Source organism: Saccharolobus solfataricus (assembly GCF_900079115.1).
Classification (GTDB): domain Archaea; phylum Thermoproteota; class Thermoprotei_A; order Sulfolobales; family Sulfolobaceae; genus Saccharolobus; species Saccharolobus solfataricus.
In genome coordinates this window covers 1,401,151-1,423,548 of record NZ_LT549890.1, presented here as the reverse complement: position 1 = coordinate 1,423,548, position 22,398 = coordinate 1,401,151, and the positions used below count along the sequence as shown (strand labels likewise).

The window sequence follows — 22,398 nt, the reverse complement described above, 5'->3', positions numbered from 1 at the left end:
TTCCCAGAACAATTAGTTTGTACTTTGGTCGTGTGAAAGCTACGCTTAATCTACACGCTTATTTGTAGTGAATTTAAGGATTAGTAGCAGTAACACTAAAACATTACTAAATTTTTTTCCCCACCTTGAAATGAATCAACAGTATCAACCTCAACCCAGTCTAAATGCAAGTCTACTGCCTCTCTAAGCTAATATGAGACCTAAAGGGAATATCTTGTCGTCTAAAAGCTTGACAGAGAATAATCCTCTGATTGCTCCGAATGGTTTATAATCCTCATTTTTAAAGTAATCAAATATGAGTGAGAAAATTATTGACGAGTTACTTAATAATCCTCAGTTGCTTTCAGTATTAGCTGAAAAAATTTACGGCAGGCTTAAAGACGAAATTGTGATAAAGAAATTAGAAGAAAACAGTGAAGCTATAAGGGCTTTACAAGAGACTGTGAATAAGCATACCGAGGCTATTCAGTCCTTACAAGAGGCGGTCAAAGAACAAGGGAAGGCTATTCAAGCACTACAGCAAGTTACTCAATCCTTACAAGAGACTGTGAATAAGCATACCGAGGCTATTCAGTCCTTACAAGAGGCGGTCAAAGAACAAGGGAAGGCTATTCAAGCACTACAGCAAGTTACTCAATCCTTACAAGAGACTGTGAATAAGCATACCGAGGCTATTCAGTCCTTACAAGAGGCGGTCAAAAAGCAGGGAGAAGCCATTGAAGCATTACAAAAGGCTGTGCTTAGATTGGGTCGGGAAGTTAAGAAACTTTCGATAGAGTTGGGTAGTTTTACTAATAGGGCAGGAAAGGGCATGGAGAAGGCCATGCTAAAGCTTTATAGAAAATCTTTAGAACTTCATAGTGTTGACCCTAAGAAGGTGGCTCACGGTAAGATAGTTGATGATGAGGGAGTAATAGAGAAGGGTAAAGTGTTTGAGGTAGACTTTTATGAAACGAATGAGTATGTTTATGTGTTTGAGATAAAGAATTTTGCGGATAAGGGGACATATGATCAAATCATTGTTAGAAAAAAGCTATTCTCTGCAAAGTATAAGAATAAGAAGATAAAGATATTTGTTGTGGCGAACTTTGTGGATGAGAAAGTGAAGAAGAAACTTGAAGAGGAAGGGGTAGAAGTTATAGCTTCTCATGTGATCAAGTAGTTATGCTTTTCCTCTTCTACGAAACTTTTTTTGAAGAAGTGAAGAATAAACAGCGTAACTTGGTGTAAAGAGGGGATTTAAGTATCTTCTGTCAATCGTAATATTGTCTAGCTTAGTATAATTCTATGAAGAAATTTATGTTCCGTTACCATAAAAAATTATGGCATCTATTCATTAAGTTATAATCTCTTTTTAGTTAAGCTTCTTGTTGTTATCCTTCCTTCCCTCGAGGTTTATGATATAAAGTATTGGGGGAGTGTTCTCAAACAGTCATGAGATTCAAAAAATGTTTGTAAAAATATTGGAGTAGTATGGAAAAACGCTCGTTTAACGTTTAAGATATAGAAATCTGAACAAAGACATTATACTTTCTGAGACTTTAAAGGGCAAGACTCTATTCCTATCATACGGAAAGGTCTTGTGTAGTTTTAGAAATGTTGTTGCCCTTCAGACTATAAGCAAGTATATTTTAGAAAAACTTATGTGCAAGGGTTTTAGAGATCCATTCTAATACTACTGCAAAAGATCTCATAACCCTCGCAAATAAACCTTTTTCAGAGGCTGTTTTCATGTTCTAATTCATTGGCTGCATCTCGATCGAAACGACTAATTGTGAAAAGTTTCTAGCATGATATAATTTTACTAATACTTCTCGAATAAGATGACTGCATGAGAACACTCCCCTACCTAATTTAAAAATTAATATATCTATAAGGTAAGAATATGGAGAAGTATAAGTATATTAATGATCCTATACATGGGAATATAAAAATTGAGTCTAAGTGAGGTGACAATCCTTATTTTCAGAGGTTAAGGCATATAATTCAGAATGGAATGGCATACATGGTATTTCCATCCATAAGGCATACAAGATTTGAACATTCCTTAGGAACTTACTATATAGCATCTAAAATTTTTGATAAAATTGATAAGAACAAGATAGAATCTGATAATAACTTTGATGATAATATTAAAAAATTGCCATTATAACATAATATGGATACTTTCCATATTACCATACTTTTGAATTGGCTCTGGATATTTGTAATTGTTAATCAACTTATTCAAGAAACATTAGTGGAAAGTATTAACTACGTGGTTGTAGGATCAATTATAGGCATGGCTATGGGAATTATTATCATAATCTTCCTACTGGTAGGAAGAGGTAATTTGGTGCAGTATAATATACCAACTTTTAAATAACTTGGTGCAGTATAATATACCATGTATATTGAAGAAATAAAGAGAGTTCTTAGTGACCAGAGGGATGTCTTAGAAGAGAAAATGAGTAGGAAGTTAGTTGAAAGAGACGTACCGAACTTATTAAAGTATTTAGAAGTGCCAAACGCTTTAGCAATCTTAGGTGTAAGAAGATCCGGGAAATCGACACTTTCCCTACTTCTTCTCAAGAGAAAGAAATTCGCTTATGTAAACTTTGACGATGAGAGATTTTATAACCTTAACATCGGCGATCTTAATAAGGTTTTACAAGCAATTTACGAACTTTATGGTGTTGATGTAGATTATATAGTTTTAGACGAGATTCATAACGTAAAAGGATGGGAGCTTTTTGTCTCAAGGTTAAGGGATGTTAAAAAGCTTATAATTACTGGGAGTAATTCTAAAATGCTTTCTGGAGAATTAGCTACGTATTTAACTGGTAGGCATAGCGATTATATCCTTTTCCCTTTTTCTTTTCAGGAATATTTAAAGTATAAAGAGGTGAAAGTAGAATACTTTTCAACTAGGGTTATTTCGACGTTAAAAAATGAATTGGAAAAATACACAGAAGTTGGAGGTTTTCCAGAAGCATTAATGTTGGGGAAAGAACAAGTGAATGTAATTTACAATGACATCCTCTTTAAAGATATTGTAAGTAGGTATAAAATTAGGGAGATAGAGAAGTTCAGAGAGTTTGCGAGGACTGTAATCTCTTATTACTCTAATGAGATTTCACTTTCGAGTATCGCAAAGATATTAGGATTAAATAAGAGGACTGTAGAGAAATGGGCGAGCGGGTTAAGAGAAGCATACTTGACCTTTTTTATACCTAGATACGGTGAAAAATTGAAGCAAAGACTTACTTATAACAAGAAAGTTTATGTGGTTGATGTTGGGATAGTTTCAAACTTAGCAATAAAAGGGAAGGATAAAGGAAGGATAATAGAGAATCTAGTAGCTATAAAACTCTTGAGGGAATTACAAGGTGAGGAGAAATTATATTATATGAGGAATAATTATGAGGTTGACTTTTATGACGAAAAGAACTCTAGGTTAATACAAGTAACTTATACTAGTGATAAAATTGAAAATAGGGAAATTAGAGGGCTCATTGAAGGTTATAGACTAACTAAGGCTAAAAAATTACTAATAATCACTTGGGATCTAGAGGAGAAAATCCAAGTAGAAGGAGTTAATATAGAAGTACTACCGCTATACAGGTTCCTTCTTGAATGATTCCTATTAACCTACCGAGTTAAAAGAAGATGTTGATCTCTACGACTATGATTAAGTTCGAGTAATTTTTGTAAGATCCGTTAGATACTTTTAGTAAAGATTGTGGACTAATATCTTCATTAAGCTACTTAATAAAGAGACGAAAGAAATGGGTTAGGACATAAAGCCTCGTAATAAATAATAGAAATCCGTTCGAATAAGATGACTGCATGAGAACACTCCCAACAATACGATATTGGTGATTTCTTACATTGCTTAAGCTATTACCCCTAACACAGTTTCAATAAGGGAATTAGGAAAGACTTATACTTAGAACTTGAGAGAAAAGACGTAGCTAAGATCAGTTATAATACTGAGGATTTACTAACAGTAAACGTTGAAACGTCAGATACTAAATATAATTACACATAAGTTTTAGAGGTTCTGTGCTTAGTTGATCTGTTGAATATTTCTAACTAAACCGCTATTATCTTCCTTTCAATTAATCTCAAGGTCTACAATTTAGGCCTGTAAGATATCTTAAACGTTTGCTAAAAATTCAACAAGTCCACAAAGCAGAGGTTCTGAGAAATATTATAAAACCCTCTTCATGAATTCAACCTCATAAATTATTACCCTCTCATGAAATCCCTCACCAATTTTCTTGTCTTCGTAAAAGGCTTCAACCTCGAACTTAAACCTTCTACCATTAACCTCTTTTAGCGTTGCTTTCACTCTTATTTCCTTACCAATACCAACTGACATTAAGTGCTTAACGTCTACGCGATAGCCTACAGCTGTCTTCCCCTTTTTTAAATATTTTTGTACCAACTCCATGAAGACGTTTTCCATAAAGACAATCATCATGGGAGTTGATAAAACGTTAACACTTCAGTGGTGTTTCACCAATTTTACTCAAAATGATACAATTTCTATGGAAGAGAAAAATATCAGAGCGGAGTTAGAAAAATCGGCTTATTTCAACACAAGAAGCAAAAAATTTTCATATTTGTTGAAGAAACTAACAGAAAACGAGTTTATATATAAAGAGTAATACCATTTGTCTAGTATTATCAATAGAGGAAAGTAGGTGGAAGGACGAGATGAACAAGAAAAGGTTAAAGCGAGGGACTCCATAACTCCGTTATGCAAACCATACAAGTATCCAAAACGGAGCTGAAGTCCCTCGCTATAAATTTAGCAACAAACAATATTAACGTTATCTCTCAAGATCTAGACCCGGAAATAGTGAAAGCAGCACCATCCTTGCTAACCGGAAACAGAGGAAAATACTACTTGAAGGTAGTAAGACGAGGCGAGAAAGTAATTAGTAAAGGTCAGAGAACCTTCAAGTTCTACCCAATCTACAGAGAAGTAAAGGGAGAGATCAACGTAGTCGCTGTAGATGAGACCGGATTAACCGTGGGAGAAAAGGAACAAGAAAAAGCAGAGGGCTTTCTACTCTACAACTGGAAGAGAAAAGGAGTAAAGATGAGATCCTTGGACCTCGTATATCCCTTAAGGTTACCCCTCCTAGTGGAGGTAGCAGATTTGAGAAGCGACAGTCCATCACAGTTCCTACTCAGGAGCGTGAGGGAAGTAAGCCAATACATGGAAATAGATTACGTTGTAGCTGACGCCGGATTCTTGAACCTAGGGGTCATCAAGGAAATGCCCGTGAAGACCATTGTGAGAGGAAAGTCGAACTTGAAGGGATTCAAGGAACTATCTAACGTTCCATTAGTTGAGAAGAGATACGAGGTTAAGGACAAGGTTTACGTTGCGTATAGGGTCTTGAAATTTGAAGGGCTTTATTATTACGATGTGGTTTACGTTAAGGGAAAGCCGAGGCACTTTATGTTCGTGACGAACTTCGAGGGAGATCCCTATGAACTGGCTGAACTCTATAGGTTGAGGTGGCAGGTTGAGGAGGGTTTTAAGGTTAGGAAGGCAAGGATAAGGTATGTTAGGAAGTTGAGTAACAAGATCTTCTTGTTCCTCTATTACACGGTTCTGGATTCTGCGTGGAATCTAGTGAATCATCTTCTCTTTAACTTCAAGTCCACGTGTAAGAAGGTTTTGTCCTTCGATTCATTCGTCAAGCTTCTCTAACTTTCTCGGTGTTCAGAGGAGACTATGCACGTCGTTTTCACCACGTGAGAAAAATTCAGAATTCTCCTCTTATTATTAGAATTGTACGCTATATTTTTTGCAAATTACCTTAACATGTTATGTTTCATAATAATTTTATTGTTTTTCTCTATATCAATCTCTTTTTGAAAGGACTAATATTATATCTTTCAAATGAAATAATTTGGTGAAACACCACTGTTAACACTTCTACTTGCAACTGCAATTGCTGAATGTTCCGGCTTAACGATAGTGCTTTCAGAAAGTTTATGGCTTATAGGCAAAGGATATACCACTAGATCATAGTCTAAGAACTTTTCCAAAATGCTAGAGAAAGGTCTTTTCTAAACTCTCCCCAACCTTCGTAAGAGGAGAGAGAAAAGAAAAAAAAATAAAGTTAATAGTCTGAGCGTTAAAGAGATTAGTATGACAGTTCTCTTGTTTGGTTTTGAACCCTTTTTGGAATACAAGGAAAATCCATCTCAGTTAATTGTTGAAGCCTTAAATAGAAGTACCATATTAAAGGAAGAGGTCAAAGGTGTGATACTGCCAGTTGAGTATAAGAAGATAGAGGATGTGATAGTTACGAAAATTAGGGAGACGAAACCAATATTAACTTTGGGAATTGGTTTAGCCCCGGGTAGAGCGAAGATAACTCCAGAGAAGATAGCCATAAACTATAGGTATTCAAGGGAAGGAGATAACGCTGGAAAGAAGTATAGGGGAGAGAAGATTGACCCCTTAGGGCAAGACGGTATCTTTACGAATATACCAGTAGAGGACCTTGTAGACTTATTAAATGAAAACGGAATACCAGCTGAATTAAGCTTAAGTGCTGGTAGCTATCTTTGTAATAACGCAATGTACATCATAATTAGGGAAGCTAGAAAGTACAATAGCTTAGGTGGTTTCATTCACGTTCCCTTACACGAGTCATATGCCGCGAGAATACAACGATCTATTCCATCCATGAGTTTAGATACTATGATAAGGGGAATAAAGTTATCAATAGAATTTATATTAACAAATAAAAATAAAAAAGAGAATCTTACCTTATCCTAGTTGCCAAGTTAGCTCCTCCATATTCATGACAAACCTCGTGAAGGGCATTGAATAGTAAAGTAGAGCCAAATTGTGAGTCTGCATTCCATGACTCATCATTAAATAGCCGACAACTGAAGGTCCATCGTAATAGGCTGCTGCGTTCTCAAGTATTTGAGTCTCGTTTGCCATATATGAGTAAATTGAATTCAACACTACTTGTTGATCCGTAGTGTTCAACTGCTTTAAGAAGTAATCTCTAAACTTTATACTCATCTTAGCGTAGTAGTTGGAGAAGAAACCAAAGTCATATATCACGTTAGGATTTCTATACGTTTGTAATAGTAGCGAAATGTTACCATATTGAGAGTTGGTAACACTATCAACATACTCAGCTGCGTATAAATCAATTATAAACGCATTATACAATCCCCGATAGAAACCATAGGGTGTAATGGACGATCCTACATTTATGGACAAACTCAAGGAAGCCCAAGCGTTAGCCAATATCTTATCTGATAAATTACCGGTAAATAAATATGCAGCTTCGCTAGCAGTTTCGATCTTCCACAAATTGCTCAAATTACTTGCTTCTAAAATTGCCTTATCAACTTCAGCTGATAAATTATAATTGTTCTGATAAAGTAATTCAATTGCGTTAACTGCGGGGTTCGGTAAGAAGTAAAAGGTGGTATAATTTCCACTCTTTGCTAAACTCTCAGCTTCACTCCAATACTTTTGAGCCATAGCCTTTGCAGTAGCATTAATACTTCCATTGTACAACGTACTGTAAATTTGGCTTAAGTACTGAAAACCAGCACTGAAATTGATTGGGAAATCAATGTAACCTTTTTGTTGGGGTAATTGTGATTGTGTTACTATTTGATAAATTTGTGGTATTGATGAGACTGTATACAAAACTTCTCCATGCTCTTTAGCGAATTGTAATGCCATTTGGTAATTTTGACCCTCAGCCAGAGCCATCATTTGAGGAACTACCAAGTAATAAATTCCTCCCTCATACAATTGTACAATCCTTTGGTATACAACACCAGTTGAGTACATGTAACCTTCTAAGCCAACATCCCCTAAGAAGTATAACGACTTATTTAATGAAGATTGTTCATTTAGCATTGATGCTAAATACATAACTGTAGCGGAATCAGTCTTTACTGCACCACCCACGTTAATGCAACTCGGAGAATTAATATACAGATAATAGTTATAGCTAGTTAAGGGTTGGTAGGCTAACATTGAGGAAACTACTGCAGCCCCTTTAGCACCTGCTAAATAGCCATTACCAGAAATGTAGGGATTTCCTATAAATACTAAACCTTCACCTGGAGTAACATAGGCATATTGTGCAGCTATCGTGTGATATGGAAATACTGGGTTTATTAGGTAGTCTTCACCATTTCCTAAATTCGCAGGATCACTCTGTGGATATACTATTATCTTTTGCCCTTGTACTATAGTTTGCGTAGTTTCGTGGTTTGTACTTCCCACTAGGTAACCTATAACTCCACTTACAGTTACCAAGATTAATAATACAGAAACTAAAATATATTTATTCATTTTTATCGATTTAAAGGAAGATATTTCCCTTTTTTAAGCTTTTTCCCAAATCTAATATAAAATTGAAAGATGGATATTTAAAACTGGAGAAAACTAGTTAAACCAATGAGTGAAAAGAAACTACTGACCTTTTGGCAAGCTTTATTCATTGGTTTAGGAAACATAATAGGAGCTGGTATATTCGTTATGGCGGGTTCGACGATAAGCGTCGCTGGGCCTGGAGCAATAATAGCCTTTATATTTACTGCAATTTTCGCAATGTCAATTGGATTAAATAGTGCAGAATTATCCTCGATTTTCACTGACGTTGAAGGAGGAGTTTACAGTTTTACCTTAAAGACCTTAGGGGAAATGTCCGGATTCCTAGTGGGTTGGTTTAGGGTAATATCATATGTAATTGGCGGAGCTGCAACTGCTCTAGGCTTTTCGGGCTATCTCCTACTATTTGGTCTACCCAAAACGCTTTACTACACTTTAGCTGTGATACTCATCGTAATCTTACTGGTTTTGGACTATTTCGGGATAGGGACAGTTGCTGAAGTCGATACGATATTTGTGATAATAAACATTTCAAGTCTAATACTCTTCTCATTAACAATCCCCATTATAGTAGGGATAAAAGTACATAATTTCGTACCGTTGTTTCCCCATGGAATACAAGGAGTATTGACAACGTCGAATTTGGCCTTTTTCTCCTATTCCGGCTTTAACACAATTGTCACACTAACGCCATCAACTAAAAACGGTGAAAAGGTAATCCCAAGGGCGATTGTGATGTCGTTAATAATAACCTCAATAATCTATATCTCAGTTATATTCTCCATGGTTGACGCAATGCCTTGGTACTATTACGGTCAAACTTCAGCCCCTCTCTCCTTAGCCCTATCCCAAATTCACGCTCCCACATGGTTGTTCCTAATTACTTCAATATCAGCAATCCTAGCAACTATTAGCGTAACCTTATCCATCATTGTTGCCAGTGAAAGGACTTTAAGGCAATTGTCAAGGGATTTCCAATTACCAGTAAAACACGAGCTATTAGTTGTAGGTGGGATAATGTTAGCATCGCTACTATTAGGGAACGTGGAGGCAATAGCGTTAGCCAGTAATTTCGGGATCATATTTTCCTATATGCTTACTGGTCTGGAAGTCATAATTGTCAGAAGGAAAGGTCTAAGGGGAAGTTTCAGATCTCCCGCTTTTCCAGTAATCCAAGTTTTCGCAATAATACTTTCAGCACTATTCATGATTTCACTCGGCTTAAACTCTTTGGAAATAGGTGTTGTTACGCTATTTATAGGAATTTTAGTGTATGAAACGTTAAGGGAAGTGAAAGCACATGAGAATAGGAAAAAGTGAAAGGAAAAAAGATATTGCTATATATATATTTCCATAAAGAGAGAAAGTATCCCTTATCATCTATATAGTAGTTCACCTATATCCTATGCTGTTAATTCTCAGTCTCAACACTAAGCTTAAAGTTATCCACACTCCTAACATTACTGCAATTAGGAATGCGAAACTCGAAATCACCATCTGTAGGTTTCCGGACAGTATGTGACCAAACGTACAGCAATTTGCAATTCTAGCTTCAAACAATACTAGGAAAGCTCCGAAGAATGCACCTAGGAAGAAAAGTAGTGAGTAGTCTTCAGTTTCTCTAACCTCTACCAAACTCTTGGTAACTAAAACGTTCATACATTTCCTAACTCCTATCAACACTTCGGAATAGTAAGGCAAACTAGCTTTAGGCATTTCTCAGCGTAATCCCTTAATTATATGTTCGTTGATCTGATTGTACTCAATATTAGTGAACTACTCCGCCCTCACTGGTAGACCCAAAATCATCCTTTTGAAAATAAATCAGTAATATTATTAAGCGTTTTCTCTATTTTAATAGAATTATCCTCTGATATTAATGTTATAAATAAAAGGACGAGTAAAAGTCTTCCCTCTTCACATCCTTGGGATAAGGAGAGGTGAGAAATTACGAGAATAACAGATAGGTTATGTAAGAAAATACTACTACAACACCAAATAAGACAAAAAGAAACGATTATCGTAAAGCCAACAAGAGTACATTATTTATTTACTTACTCTAATTATATAATAGAATAATAGCGCACTAATTAATGATATTGTACCATAAATTAGTGGGTAAAGAAGTATAGCTAGAAATGGGTTAGCGTTAATTAATCGTCCAATTATTTCTGCCATCCTACTAACGCCGTCAATAGGGTAAATTAGGTAAAGGGAAAGCGAGGACAAGAACCCTATGAGAAAACTTCCTATCATTGAATATTTCCTGCTTAATAATCCTAATGGTACTCCTACAACTATGGCTGTAAATGGATACAATACAAAGATTTGCATTATATACGCTAGTACAATTGAAATGATAATGTAAATCATATTTGAAACTTTCATCACTATCACGGCTCTAATGATATTTTCGCTATTGTAGTGTAATTATACCCAGAATAGGAGACGTATTTGAAGGATAGCCATAAGGGTAATTGATTCTCCCTAAACTCACTAACTAGACTCTCTGAGGGACCTCCCGGAAATATCCCGTAGAATTGTGAAGAGTATGGTGAAGCTATAAACCTGAGCGATGAACCTACTGTTACGTAAGGTAAAGGAACTGTGGGAATATAGGGAGTTGAACCAACTGCAAGCGTATGAGGATCACCAAATATTGGAATAGGTCCAACGGAAAGTGCCTTTAATCCCAATGGGTTGTAAATTTCTAAGAAATGTACTCTTCCCCAATACCATTGACTTATATTGTCTCCTAAATTCTCTTCTAATAACGAGATTGCTTTAATAAAAGACTGCCTAACTAAGTTAGTGAAGTTCCCATTGACCCAAGTTGATGTTGGATCGTTTTGTGCAATGTATATGAAGTCAGGTACAATATAAGGTATACTAGCTATATCTAATATGTCTAAACCCGTGTTATTAAGTATTTTCGCAATACTATTGTTCACCATTTCAGCTACTATATAAGTATATATTGTTGGCGCGACCTCGTTTTGGTAAAACGTGAAGTTCCAATTACGTAAATAGTTTAACGCAGCTTCTTGGATACTGCCGTTCACGTTATTGTTTATAGCCTTTATTATAAGGGGAGTAAGTAGTGATGCCCAATAATCGGTTACATTAGATTGTAATTTCATCATATCGCTAACGTTAACATATCGCTGATACTCTAAATAATGATAAATGTCCTCAGCCCTACCACCAGAGCTCCAGAATCCGCCAATGAACGGGAATGGATAATTTATCCAAACAGTAGGCTGATTAGGTGCGAAAGCGAAACCCCTTAAGGGATCAAACGTCTGCGGTAGGTATTTGAAGGGTATGTAACCAATTGGTTCGTATTTCGCAGTAGTACCGTTTAATGGCATTCTTGCACCTACTACCAACACGCTTTTTCCGTTAGGTAAGGTCTCATTTATGAGCGGATATAGCCCAGCTACGATTATCCCTGCGTGGTGCCTACTTACGATTGCCAAGTTCTGTGGAGGAATTACCCAATACCTTGCTGCGTTTATTAGATCGCTAAAGGACGTTGAACTGTCTAAAAGAATTATGGAAACTACTGTAAGAATAGGCTCCTTCCATGCAGACCAATACAAGCTTATTCCGTAATTCTTATACCTAGCTACTAGCGGTCCATTATTCGTATAGTAGACAGTGTATGTTTTCCCCATTAATGTATAATAATACACACCTGTTAAATACCATTTGCCGTTATAGTAGTATTCAAGTCCGTTCTCTCTCAGTATTTCCAGATAGGCGTTTGAGGAGCTTCCTTCGGGTGTAGTCAATCCCCATGCAGTGTAAGGTGTGTGCCCAATTAGTACTCCGGGTATACCAACTAATGACCAACCAGTCACATTAAACATTGCTGCTATAAGCTGTAATGGGATCCACAATGAGGGTGAGAATAAAGGTAAATGTGGGTCATTAGCCAGTATTGGACCTTGAGTGGAAAAGTTGGAAGTTATGACCCATGAGTTGCTTGCGAATTTCGGAAATGGGATAAAGGGATCCGAAATGTTGAGTAGGGCATACTTCATTAGGGGTACTAACTCTTTTAACTGATCTTTACTAATACCAGTAGCCCATGGCTGATACCAGTTTAGCGACCACAGATACTGAGGTGAAATCCCTTGATCGGTTAAATTATAACCGTTAACTGTACCATCACCTGGGACCACAGTGAGGTTCCCATCTATGAAATGAGGATAATATGGGTTAATTTCATTAATTTCAGTGTAGTTAAAGTAAGCGTAAAGAAGCCCGGATTCAAGTTCTTCGCTAAAGCCGGAAGTTAAGCTCCACGCCATGTATTCACCGATGGCTAACGAGTATACGGGAGACCAATAATAAGGCTTAACGTTTAATAACTTGAACTCTAAAGGCAAATTCCTATAGTTTAGAGTATTTATGTAATCGTTAACACCTTGAGAAAAGGCTTCCAGATAAAAGTAAATTGTTGGATAATTCTGTTCTAAGTATTGTGAGCTCATTATTGCGTTCTGAGGTATTCCTATTAAATGCATAGCGATGTCTGAAGATAAGGCTTTAGAACCAACCCAAGAGCTTAAATTTCCCATGGACAGAAGACCAAGTAGCTCCATTTCGAACAACCTCTGGCTAGCCTCGTAATAGCCTTCAGCTACAAAGAGGTCGCCGGGATTGGTTGCGTAAATGTGAGCTATTCCATTGCTATCTATGCATATATTTACGTTGCCGATTAAGCCAGGGATTGAAACGATTTCGTTTAAAATTTTAACGTTACCAGAAGAGTACCAAATTCCGAGAAATGGATTTAAAATTGATAGGGATGTTGTAAAGGTGGAAAGAATAACTAATAAAATCCCTAATACAGCTATTATGAGGTAATTATATCTTTTCAATCACTATTACACCTCTTTTTCTTTTCCATATTATACTTGTGTTGACCAAATTTTATAAAAAAGTTTCTATAATAGTCGTCCGACATATCTTTATATTTATAGGCCTCTTATCTTGTGTTGAACTCTCACAAAGAGGTATTAGAAACCTAAAATTGAACACTCTAAGGTTAATTGAAAGGAAGGTAATACAAGTATTTCATCTCAATAAATTAAGTTACTCAACAGTGATCTTCATAATTGCAAATACCTTATAGGGTATCTATACATTCCGCTAGGACAGACTCTCACACCTTGTCGAAACTTTTTCTTCTATAATTAAAAGATAATACTCTCTTTAAGATACTATCTTCCTAATATTTAACTACAAAAGTTAAAACCTACACTTTCAGTATTCTCTCTAAAGACTTAATTTACCAGAGGAGAGATGTAACACATGGGAAGAACACAACCCTCATACACCATGGCGGTGAACAGAGAATTGGAAAAGCTGGAAAGAATTATAGAACGCTTACACTCTCCCATATTATCCCTTTTACTAGAAAGGGTTAAGGAAAAAGTAAGGTATACTCAAAGTGCATCATATGACGAACTGGTTGATCCCTATAACCTAGTTTACTTTGCGCTAATTTGGGCTTTGGCGGAGGAATGCGAGAAATGGAGGAGTACGTACTTGACGCTTATCCAATCAAGGGAGGAGTGAAACTATTCCTAAGCAATTTCAAGGAGAAAACTATCAGAACAACCTTCCCAGTTTACACCATAACAGATAACCCAGATATAGTACTACAGCACCCAGAGGTGAGATATTACGAAAAGGAAAAGTGGAAAACGTTAGATGGGAAAGAGGTTAAGGTTTATCGCTTTGAGGTAGAATCCCTTGACGCTTATTATTACATGAGGAAAAGGTTAAACGTCGTGAACGAAACACCAACAGTACTATCTCAAACGCTATACCGCCTAGGGATAAAACCATTTAGGAGATTTCGCTCTTCTGATGATGAATTTCCAAAGGTAACCATTGCAAGAGTTGTACCCTTGGATTGGTACGGTGAATCGTTAAAAGGGAAAGTGTTTGAAGTTAAAATAAATAACGAGGTTAGGAGATTTTACGAAAAGCCTGAAGTTGAGGTCGATATCGCTGAATGTTTAGGAGAAGCCTGCAATTACGTAAAGTCAAACGTTAAGATTAGAATTGAGAAGAAGAGGTCCCCAGTTTCGGCAAAGGGATTAATAGAGTGGTCCTTTATTTCGCTTACACCAATTCACGAAATAGCCTATGCCACTATTGGTAAAGTGTTAACAATAAATGAAGCGTGGGTCGCATTTAAGAGAAGAATTATCATACCTAAAGTTGTTCCTAGAGTTGAGAAATTGAGAAGATTAGAGGATATAATGATGGTGGATAAGGGTGGGCTAATACTCTTCCCACAGCCCGGATGTTATGATAATGTTTATCAAGTTGACTTCTCTTCAATGTATCCCTCCTTAATTGTAAAGCATAATATTTCAGCTGAAACCGTTGAAGCATGTGATGATATAAAAACTGAGTTGCACTCAATTTGCTTAAAGGAAAAGGGAATTATACCAGAAGCCTTACAGTGGTTGATAGAGAGAAAATCGGAATTGAAGAAAATTGACGAAGAGAGAGCTGAGGCAATAAAGTGGATTTTAGTAGCCTCTTTTGGCTATCTAGGTTATAGGAATTCCTTGTTTGGAAAGATTGAGGCATACGAAATGGTCACATATTTAGCTAGGAAAACGTTAAGGAGAACAATGGAGATTGCTGAGGAGATGGGGTTAAGGGTTTTACATGGTATAATAGATTCACTGGTTGTTAAGGGTGATAACGTTGATAAATTCATTGAGAAAGTCGAGAAAGAAACGGGGTTAAGACTGGATTATAAACGTTACAATTGGATTATCTTCACTATTACCAGAAACAATACACCATATCCTACAAGATATATTGCAAACATGAACGGTGAAATGATAGCTAAGGGACTAATAAGGGAGAACATGCCCAATATCGTTAAATCGTTTTTGGAAGACGTGCTAAGGGAGTTCTCATCAGCTAAGACTTGTTCTGACGTTAAAAAGCTTAGGATTAGGGATTTATTCGAGCATTATAGAAAGAGGGCTATAAACGGTGAGCCAATAGATTACGTAATATGGATTAAGGACGTTCCTTACGTAAGGGGAATTAAGGGATTTTATGAGGCTAGGCTAGGTTATATGGGAAGGGACGTAAATTACTACATCAATTACTTGAAGAGGGTTTATGAAGACGTGGAAGAGGTGATGTCTAGGTGTTAACTACTGGCTTTCCCTTTTTAGACGAGATAATAAAGAGGGATGAAATTGTGGAGTTCTTCTCAACTGATAACGATTTGTTAAGAACGTTCTATCATAGAGTTATAGCCATTTCAGCCCCAGTTTACGTTGTAGTGGTTTCCGAAAGAGGTGGATTAGATCCTTACTTAATAGAGCGTTTTCAAAACATCTTCGACAATCACGCAGAGGTGTATATAAGGAGGGCTTTCAAGGCTGAAGATGTGCCAATTACTATAGACTCAATGGGAGATAACGACTTAATTATTATTGATCCTTATCATTATAGAAAGAACTACACTAAGATCGTCTCGTCATTGAGGAAAGTTAAGGGCAGGAAGTTCTTGTTCAGCTTTATGGATAGGGAAAGAGAAGGTTCGATTTTCGGTTCACACACTTCTCACTCAATGATTAAGCTAATTAAGAGCACTAGGGGTTTTAAGTTCATTATAGTGAAAAGCGTTACTAGTAGAGAGATTGAAATTCCTAATTATTTGTTGGATTTATACGGTAAAGTAAGTGATGATGGGGGTTTGTTGAAATATATGGTTTAGTAACTGATTTTTCTTAACCCTAGAGAAACATGAAGATCTAAAAACGTTACTTTGCTAACAATACGATCCAACATCTGGACTAGAGTAACGTTACTGTTTCCATTAGATTTATAGTCTAGTGTTATCTGATAAAAATACTATAAAAATTCTATTTTAATGATCTTTGTAAACATATCAGTCATTCAGGACGATTCAGTTCTCCTTTGCGAATTGTAATTTGTTAATAATACGTTGTAAAAAATGTTAATATTGGTATTGAGTGTCTCTGCTAGTTAATCGCCTCCATTTAGTTAAATTCGTAGCAATCTTTAAAATAAAGTGAATTCGCAATGGATATCTGAATCTCCCATTCTCACTAAAAGTTAAGAGGCATCATAGATCTAATTGAACATCCAATCATTAATTGAAAGGAAGATAGTAAAATAGTATATAAGGTATTCAATGTACCAACTAAGCAGAAATTGTCGAACTTTCACCAATAGTTAAGAGGTGTGAAGAACTAATATTATCTCTGATCATTTCTCTAAAATAAGATAATATAGCTCTTAGTAAAAAATATTTGATAGGTGAACAAACACAAAAAAAAAAATAGCTGTCTAATACCTAGCATAAGTTTAAGACTGAGAAAAGAAGAACATATTATAGTAGACCCCTCGCCTTCATTGCCCCTACTACTCTATCCACAGCTAAAGCCATCGCTACAGTCCTCAAATCCTGATCAGCAAACTTTCTCTTGTGAAAATCGTATAAAGTATTAAAAGCATTTATCATTCTATCTACAATAAGTTTCTTAGCCTCCTCATCACTAATTATTCCACCAGACCTATTGTTAGCCCACTCCACATAACTACCCACAACTCCCCCTGCGTTAGCTAAAATGTCTGGTATGACTATTACACCCCTTTGCTTCATTATTTCATCAGCATCTGCAGTCAATGGACCATTTGCACCTTCAACAATAAGCTTTGCCCTAACCTTCGGAGCATTAAACTTATTTATAACGTTTTCCACTGCAGCCGGAATCAATATATCACAATCGCTTATTAACAACTCCTCATTCGTAACCTTTTTACCCTCAAGGTAATTCACAACACTACCTGTACTCTGAACAACTTCCAACGCCCTATTAACGTCTATTCCATTTTCATTAATTACCCCTCCTCCAATATCGCTAACTCCAATTATTTTAGCCCCCATTTCGCTCAAGAATTTAGCGGTAAAAAAACCAACGTTTCCAAACCCTTGAATTATAACCCTTGATCCTTCAATTCCTCCTATAAACTTATTAGCAGCATCTCTAGCTATTGTCGCTACACCCAACCCAGTGCTGTAGAGTCTAACACCTATCCCACCTAGCTCGGAAGGCTTACCAGTAAACACTGCGAAATCTACTTTACCAGTTATCTTTATGTATTCATCTAGGAACCAAGCCATAGTTTGCGGGTTAGTATTAATGTCAGGTGCAGGAATGTCAACATCACTACCCAAATACTTGTGAATCAATTGAACGTATTTCCTAGACAAATCCTCCAATTCCTTTAATGTTAGCTTCTTAGGATCTACTCTTATCCCACCCTTTCCTCCCCCATAGGGTAGTAATAAAAGGGAGTTCTTCCACGTCATAATCATCGATAGTGCTATTACTTCATCTTGTGTAACATTGGGACCGTATCTAACTCCTCCCTTATATGGACCCAAGGCTGAATTATGCTGACTTCTCCAACCAATAAACGTCCTTAACTTACCATCAGAACTCCTAATCTGTATCTTAACTTGCATAACCCTTTCTGGTTGAGAAAGGACATCTATAGTCTCACTATCTAAACCCAACAATTCACCAACTTTATACAACTTCTTAACTTGTTGAACCAATAAATTCGAAGTAAGAAGTTCCTCCATGTTCTACCCTTAATGATTTAAGAATAAAAAATTATTCCAACTTAATTTTAAAATTTTTTAATACACAATTTTCCTATAGTGCAAAAGATAAATTGATTCCAGAATCCTTCTAAAAGTAATAGGAACAAGATAGGAAGTTTATACATCGTTAGATTTTAAAGATTTGGTTTAAGACTACTGCGTCTGTCGCTAACTTGATTTTATACATCGTTAGATTTTAAAGAGCAAGATTTATATTTTATAAGTAATACTAACGTATGCCAAAACCCCGCATTCTAGGATTTTACGCAAAAATACTATCCTATAATTGCACCCATTAACGCTTTCAATGCTTTGTGGATTGCTTAAATTTTCAACAATGCTAACATTGAATTTGCTTTCAAATTAACACTCTAGTTCAAGGAAAATTTATTATCCTAGCATTTAAGAAAATTAAAGGATTCAGCAAAATGTATAGGGAGCCATATTCCTCATGGGAGAAGACTTTCGCTCTCTTGATCCTTTTAATATAAAATTTTCATAGTCTAGAATTTTCCTTGGGATGTTAATCATAAATTATAATTCACAATGAAAGCTTGAGTCATGTTATGATTATATGAGCTTTAATTTATAACCCCGTCTCACCTTAATTTACTTATGGAAGAGTTAATAAAAAAAGGCTAGAGAGAAAGGCATTGACGTAGAGGATCTACTGATCAGAGAAATATCTAAGGATGACCCACAAGAAGGAATTAGATTGAGGTTAGAAATTGCCGAAAAATATATGGCTGAAGCTTACGAGTACTTAAAGAAAGGAGATACTATTCAAGCTTCAGGAAAAGCTTACAAGGTCGCAGAGGAAATCGTGAAAGCCATTAAATTTCTTATATCCAAATTAATAGGACAAGATGTTGGAGTTATATCGCCTTATAGAACTCAAGTGAGAAAGTTAGACCAAGAATTGGCAAACTATAAGCCATATGTTGAGGTAAACACAGTTGACGCATTTCAAGGGAGGGAGAAAGACGTGATAATTTTTAGCGTGACCGCGACTAATGGCTTGAGATTTGTTACCAATAGAAGGAGGTTAAACGTTGCCTTTACTAGACCAAGGTATAAACTAATCGTTTTAGGAAATGAGAATAGCATAATGAGTTGCCAAATGACAATTTGTTAAGGAGGTTTTTAGAATACGCTTACAGTTTAAATAGCGTGTGGACCTATGATGGAAGGGATTTTACACCTAAGGCAGTGCTTGGCACTTTAACTAGAAATAATACTACCTTCTAAACACTACTAAGATCTATCTAATCTTCATGAATCTTGATACTTCTCATTTCTGAATATCAGATCTCTCACCTTTAACGAGAAAGTCCTCAACGCTCCATACCCTGGTGGTGAAGCTTGCAACAACTTAGCTTATTCCTTCATGTTAATCCTATCTAAAGCGTCTTCTTTAACCCTCAATGCAATCTTTAAGTTAGTTAACGTTAACATTAAATCATTTAAATCTTGGGGTTTATACGTTGCAAAAATCACTCTCATCCCTCTAACCCTTCCCAACCTCATAATCCTATTTATCAACCTCTCAAACGACTCTTTTTCTCCCTCTCTCCAACCTCCTTGGGGGGAAGTACTAATGGACTTCATTGAATATCATCAAGATCTTTCAATTCTATAAGAGATTCTCTTGGATCAGCCTTTGGACCAAAAGGTAGAACTGATGAACCTTTCAATTCTATAAGAGATTATCTATTGCAACCGCTATTGCTAGTGCTAGCTTACTCCTTACTTTCAATTCTATAAGAGATTATCCCCCTTTACATTTACGTGAAATATAAGGATCTAGTTTACTTTCAATTCTATAAGAGATTATCGTTGATCTAGGAAGTTTGGTTCAGGTTGAGACGCTAAGCTTTCAATTCTATAAGAGATTATCTTGCGTATTGTGGGCTTACCCAGAGTTGTTCCTTATTTGACTTTCAATTCTATAAGAGATTATCAAATATCTCTTCTTCTTATAATGCATAAGTTTTCCCCGAATCTTTCAATTCTATAAGAGATTATCTAGTTGTACCACCGCGTATGCATCGTTTAGCTCTAGAACGCTTTCAATTCTATAAGAGATTATCTATTTTTACCTTTGTGGCTTCGGGTATTTAAACTTTTCTTTCAATTCTATAAGAGATTATCTATAATTCTTCTGAAAAATTTCCTATTTTCATCATAAATCTTTCAATTCTATAAGAGATTATCACGCGTTTGAAAAAAACATTGGCAATTTTTGCAACTTCCTTTCAATTCTATAAGAGATTATCATTTGTTGCTGTGCAGTTGCTATAAAACCGGCGATGTATATCTTTCAATTCTATAAGAGATTATCAGGGGGTAAAGTCCCTTCTCCTCTTATAACATATATCGCCTTTCAATTCTATAAGAGATTATCTACACTGAATATGCAAGATTGCATGTTTACGATGAGGCTTTCAATTCTATAAGAGATTATCTTTAGACATGATAATATCCGGGGAGTTTCCGTTTGATTTCTTTCAATTCTATAAGAGATTATCCCCATAATGAATCTGAGGCGGGTTTTCTTCGAAACAGAACTTTCAATTCTATAAGAGATTATCATCAAAAACATATTTGCATGCGTAATCTTAAACTTTTCTAATCTTTCAATTCTATAAGAGATTATCCACTCTGAATAATGTTTTTGAATATCAATACCATGATCTTCTTTCAATTCTATAAGAGATTATCCCAGCAATGCCGAAATTCGGTACAATTTTCGCCGAAATTTGCTTTCAATTCTATAAGAGATTATCAAGGTATAAAGCGAACCGAAATCGTTGGCGAATTGTGCCTTTCAATTCTATAAGAGATTATCTTCACATAATACCGTATAAAACATCAACATCTCCAAGGACTTTCAATTCTATAAGAGATTATCGCTAAAGTAGAATAATTTGGATTAGACTTCTGCACTGTCTTTCAATTCTATAAGAGATTATCATAATAGGACGTGCTTTACGACAGTAACGACAGAACACTTTCAATTCTATAAGAGATTATCTTAATTTATTGGCAAATCAATTTGAAGGATATTTCAGCTTTCAATTCTATAAGAGATTATCATGATGTAAATAGCCTAGCTCATACAAAAGTAAATGCGCAAACTTTCAATTCTATAAGAGATTATCATTTTCATATAATTTGAGTATCCTATCCTGTGTAGGCTTCTTTCAATTCTATAAGAGATTATCGCAACATATTCCGCGTCTGGAACATTTCCATATATAGCTATCTTTCAATTCTATAAGAGATTATCATATCAAAGATTTCTGTATAAGAGAATTCAAAATATGATCTTTCAATTCTATAAGAGATTATCACACTTTCGGTGATCCGTCAACCGTAGGGATCCAATTCTTTCAATTCTATAAGAGATTATCAGAATTATTTACACCGTTAGACCATAGCGGACTTTTGATCTTTCAATTCTATAAGAGATTATCTAGTTCTTCCTGTATTCGCCACGTGGTTCTGGATCAGCGATCTTTCAATTCTATAAGAGATTATCACACTTTCAAATATATAACGGCAGAGACAACGCTAGATCTTTCAATTCTATAAGAGATTATCGGTTGTTGGCTTGGCGTGGTAGAGGATGATGTAGTAGCTTTCAATTCTATAAGAGATTATCACAGTTTGGGTATTGCCGTTCTGGTCCTTATACGAAACTTTCAATTCTATAAGAGATTATCAATAAATCCATTTCAAGAAGGAGTTCAGGGACAAGAAGCCTTTCAATTCTATAAGAGATTATCGAACCAATTCTGTTTAAGGCTCTGGCAACTTTCATATCGTCTTTCAATTCTATAAGAGATTATCATGTAAAGATGCCGATAGAAATCTTCTAGATCTAGTTTGAACTTTCAATTCTATAAGAGATTATCCGCATATCCTTGCTTCTTTGACAATAAAGTATTGTTAACTCTTTCAATTCTATAAGAGATTATCAAACGGGATTGAGAACCGGGGAAGTTTACAGCATAACGATCTTTCAATTCTATAAGAGATTATCGCTACCCAATTTGTTCCACTCACCGATAGAATGAGGATAACTTTCAATTCTATAAGAGATTATCTCCTCTCAATGGTGGAAAGACCCAGAGGGCCATAAAGACCTTTCAATTCTATAAGAGATTATCCAGATACTTGCAAATTTACATTATTCACACCGAAAATCGTCTTTCAATTCTATAAGAGATTATCAGAACGTCTTAGCTGGGGCAGGGATCATGATGCAGAGACTCTTTCAATTCTATAAGAGATTATCGCGAGGTTCTTAGAAGTGAGTAAA

18 protein-coding genes, 2 pseudogenes and 1 CRISPR repeat array (1 of these 21 only partly in view) are annotated in these 22,398 nt (G+C 35.8%); of the genes and pseudogenes, 12 read left to right on the top strand and 8 right to left on the bottom strand.

The features are described from left to right. The first annotated feature begins 295 nt into the window (after positions 1–295). The 4 genes from SSOP1_RS07710 (at position 296) to SSOP1_RS07700 (ending at position 3,619) form a co-directional block, all read left to right on the top strand. A complete protein-coding gene (locus tag SSOP1_RS07710) occupies positions 296–1,162 on the top strand; it encodes a hypothetical protein (protein WP_009993098.1) in 867 nt (288 codons plus the stop codon). Between the two features lie 843 nt (positions 1,163–2,005). Then, positions 2,006–2,152 carry a hypothetical protein gene (locus SSOP1_RS17630; RefSeq protein ID WP_009990766.1) on the top strand — a complete coding sequence of 49 codons (147 nt, stop codon included), beginning with the start codon at positions 2,006–2,008 and terminating at the stop codon, positions 2,150–2,152. Positions 2,153–2,185: 33 nt separating this feature from the next. After that, positions 2,186–2,365: a hypothetical protein gene (locus tag SSOP1_RS07705; protein ID WP_231918245.1), complete on the top strand. Its 180-nt coding sequence runs from the start codon at positions 2,186–2,188 to the stop codon at positions 2,363–2,365. Between the two features lie 21 nt (positions 2,366–2,386). Further along, positions 2,387–3,619, top strand: a complete 1,233-nt coding sequence (locus SSOP1_RS07700) for an ATP-binding protein (protein WP_009990770.1) — start codon at positions 2,387–2,389, stop codon at positions 3,617–3,619. Between the two features lie 573 nt (positions 3,620–4,192). Here the strand turns inward: SSOP1_RS07700 and SSOP1_RS07695 are convergent. Next, positions 4,193–4,471: pseudogene (locus SSOP1_RS07695) on the bottom strand (thioesterase family protein); the annotation flags it as partial. Between the two features lie 273 nt (positions 4,472–4,744). Between SSOP1_RS07695 and SSOP1_RS07685 the strand changes: the two are divergent. Then, complete coding sequence (locus SSOP1_RS07685; protein WP_010923080.1) at positions 4,745–5,710, top strand: ISH3-like element ISC1439A family transposase; 966 nt, start codon at positions 4,745–4,747, stop codon at positions 5,708–5,710. Positions 5,711–5,898: 188 nt separating this feature from the next. Here the strand turns inward: SSOP1_RS07685 and SSOP1_RS17000 are convergent, their stop codons facing one another. Beyond that, complete coding sequence (locus SSOP1_RS17000) at positions 5,899–6,051, bottom strand: hypothetical protein (RefSeq protein WP_157861869.1); 153 nt, start codon at positions 6,049–6,051, stop codon at positions 5,899–5,901. A gap of 103 nt (positions 6,052–6,154) precedes the next feature. On the opposite strand from SSOP1_RS17000, the gene SSOP1_RS07680 reads away from it, so the two are divergent. Next, positions 6,155–6,790 carry a pyroglutamyl-peptidase I gene (locus SSOP1_RS07680; RefSeq protein WP_009989153.1) on the top strand — a complete coding sequence of 212 codons (636 nt, stop codon included), beginning with the start codon at positions 6,155–6,157 and terminating at the stop codon, positions 6,788–6,790. Here SSOP1_RS07680 and SSOP1_RS07675 read toward each other — a convergent pair. Then, positions 6,782–8,344, bottom strand: a complete 1,563-nt coding sequence (locus SSOP1_RS07675) for a hypothetical protein (RefSeq protein WP_009989152.1) — start codon at positions 8,342–8,344, stop codon at positions 6,782–6,784. The genes SSOP1_RS07680 and SSOP1_RS07675 overlap by 9 nt on opposite strands. Positions 8,345–8,449: 105 nt before the next feature. Here SSOP1_RS07675 and SSOP1_RS07670 point away from each other — a divergent pair, with 105 nt between their 5' ends. Next, positions 8,450–9,703: an APC family permease gene (locus SSOP1_RS07670; RefSeq protein WP_009989151.1), complete on the top strand. Its 1,254-nt coding sequence runs from the start codon at positions 8,450–8,452 to the stop codon at positions 9,701–9,703. A gap of 72 nt (positions 9,704–9,775) precedes the next feature. Here the strand turns inward: SSOP1_RS07670 and SSOP1_RS07665 are convergent, their stop codons facing one another. The 3 genes from SSOP1_RS07665 to SSOP1_RS07655 all read right to left on the bottom strand — a co-directional run bounded on the left by SSOP1_RS07665 (position 9,776) and on the right by SSOP1_RS07655 (position 13,272). Then, the gene (locus tag SSOP1_RS07665) at positions 9,776–10,099 is read right to left on the bottom strand and encodes a YeeE/YedE thiosulfate transporter family protein (RefSeq protein ID WP_009989149.1); all 324 of its coding nucleotides are present in this window, start codon (positions 10,097–10,099) and stop codon (positions 9,776–9,778) included. 330 nt (positions 10,100–10,429) lie between these two features. Then, complete coding sequence (locus SSOP1_RS07660; RefSeq protein ID WP_014511652.1) at positions 10,430–10,771, bottom strand: hypothetical protein; 342 nt, start codon at positions 10,769–10,771, stop codon at positions 10,430–10,432. A gap of 5 nt (positions 10,772–10,776) precedes the next feature. Further along, on the bottom strand, positions 10,777–13,272 hold the full coding sequence (locus SSOP1_RS07655) for a penicillin acylase family protein (RefSeq protein ID WP_010923415.1): 2,496 nt from the start codon (positions 13,270–13,272) through the stop codon (positions 10,777–10,779). Positions 13,273–13,705: 433 nt separating this feature from the next. On the opposite strand from SSOP1_RS07655, the gene SSOP1_RS07650 reads away from it, so the two are divergent. The 3 genes from SSOP1_RS07650 to SSOP1_RS07640 are packed head-to-tail and all read left to right on the top strand — an operon-like array spanning position 13,706 to position 16,154. Further along, positions 13,706–13,972 (top strand): hypothetical protein, encoded by a 267-nt coding sequence (locus tag SSOP1_RS07650; RefSeq protein WP_009989141.1) that lies wholly within the window; start codon positions 13,706–13,708, stop codon positions 13,970–13,972. Next, on the top strand, positions 13,918–15,585 hold the full coding sequence (locus tag SSOP1_RS07645; RefSeq protein WP_009989138.1) for a DNA polymerase domain-containing protein: 1,668 nt from the start codon (positions 13,918–13,920) through the stop codon (positions 15,583–15,585). Before SSOP1_RS07650 ends, SSOP1_RS07645 begins: the two co-directional genes overlap by 55 nt. Beyond that, positions 15,579–16,154: a hypothetical protein gene (locus tag SSOP1_RS07640; protein WP_009989137.1), complete on the top strand. Its 576-nt coding sequence runs from the start codon at positions 15,579–15,581 to the stop codon at positions 16,152–16,154. Before SSOP1_RS07645 ends, SSOP1_RS07640 begins: the two co-directional genes overlap by 7 nt. Before the next feature lie 639 nt (positions 16,155–16,793). Here SSOP1_RS07640 and SSOP1_RS07635 read toward each other — a convergent pair. Beyond that, entirely contained in the window at positions 16,794–18,053 is a 1,260-nt protein-coding gene (locus SSOP1_RS07635; RefSeq protein ID WP_009989136.1) for a Glu/Leu/Phe/Val family dehydrogenase, read from the bottom strand. A gap of 636 nt (positions 18,054–18,689) precedes the next feature. Here SSOP1_RS07635 and SSOP1_RS17625 point away from each other — a divergent pair. Then, a pseudogene (locus SSOP1_RS17625) lies at positions 18,690–18,909 on the top strand (PaREP1 family protein); the annotation flags it as partial. Beyond that, the gene (locus SSOP1_RS07630; RefSeq protein WP_231918322.1) at positions 18,898–19,209 is read left to right on the top strand and encodes an AAA domain-containing protein; all 312 of its coding nucleotides are present in this window, start codon (positions 18,898–18,900) and stop codon (positions 19,207–19,209) included. The pseudogene SSOP1_RS17625 and the gene SSOP1_RS07630, both read left to right, overlap by 12 nt. A 242-nt stretch (positions 19,210–19,451) precedes the next feature. On the opposite strand, the gene SSOP1_RS07625 is transcribed toward SSOP1_RS07630, so the two are convergent. Further along, positions 19,452–19,682 (bottom strand): ATP-binding protein, encoded by a 231-nt coding sequence (locus tag SSOP1_RS07625; RefSeq protein ID WP_009989264.1) that lies wholly within the window; start codon positions 19,680–19,682, stop codon positions 19,452–19,454. 16 nt (positions 19,683–19,698) lie between these two features. After that, a CRISPR array of direct repeats spans positions 19,699–22,398; the repeat unit is 24 nt; unit sequence CTTTCAATTCTATAAGAGATTATC (it continues 6,232 nt past the right edge of the window).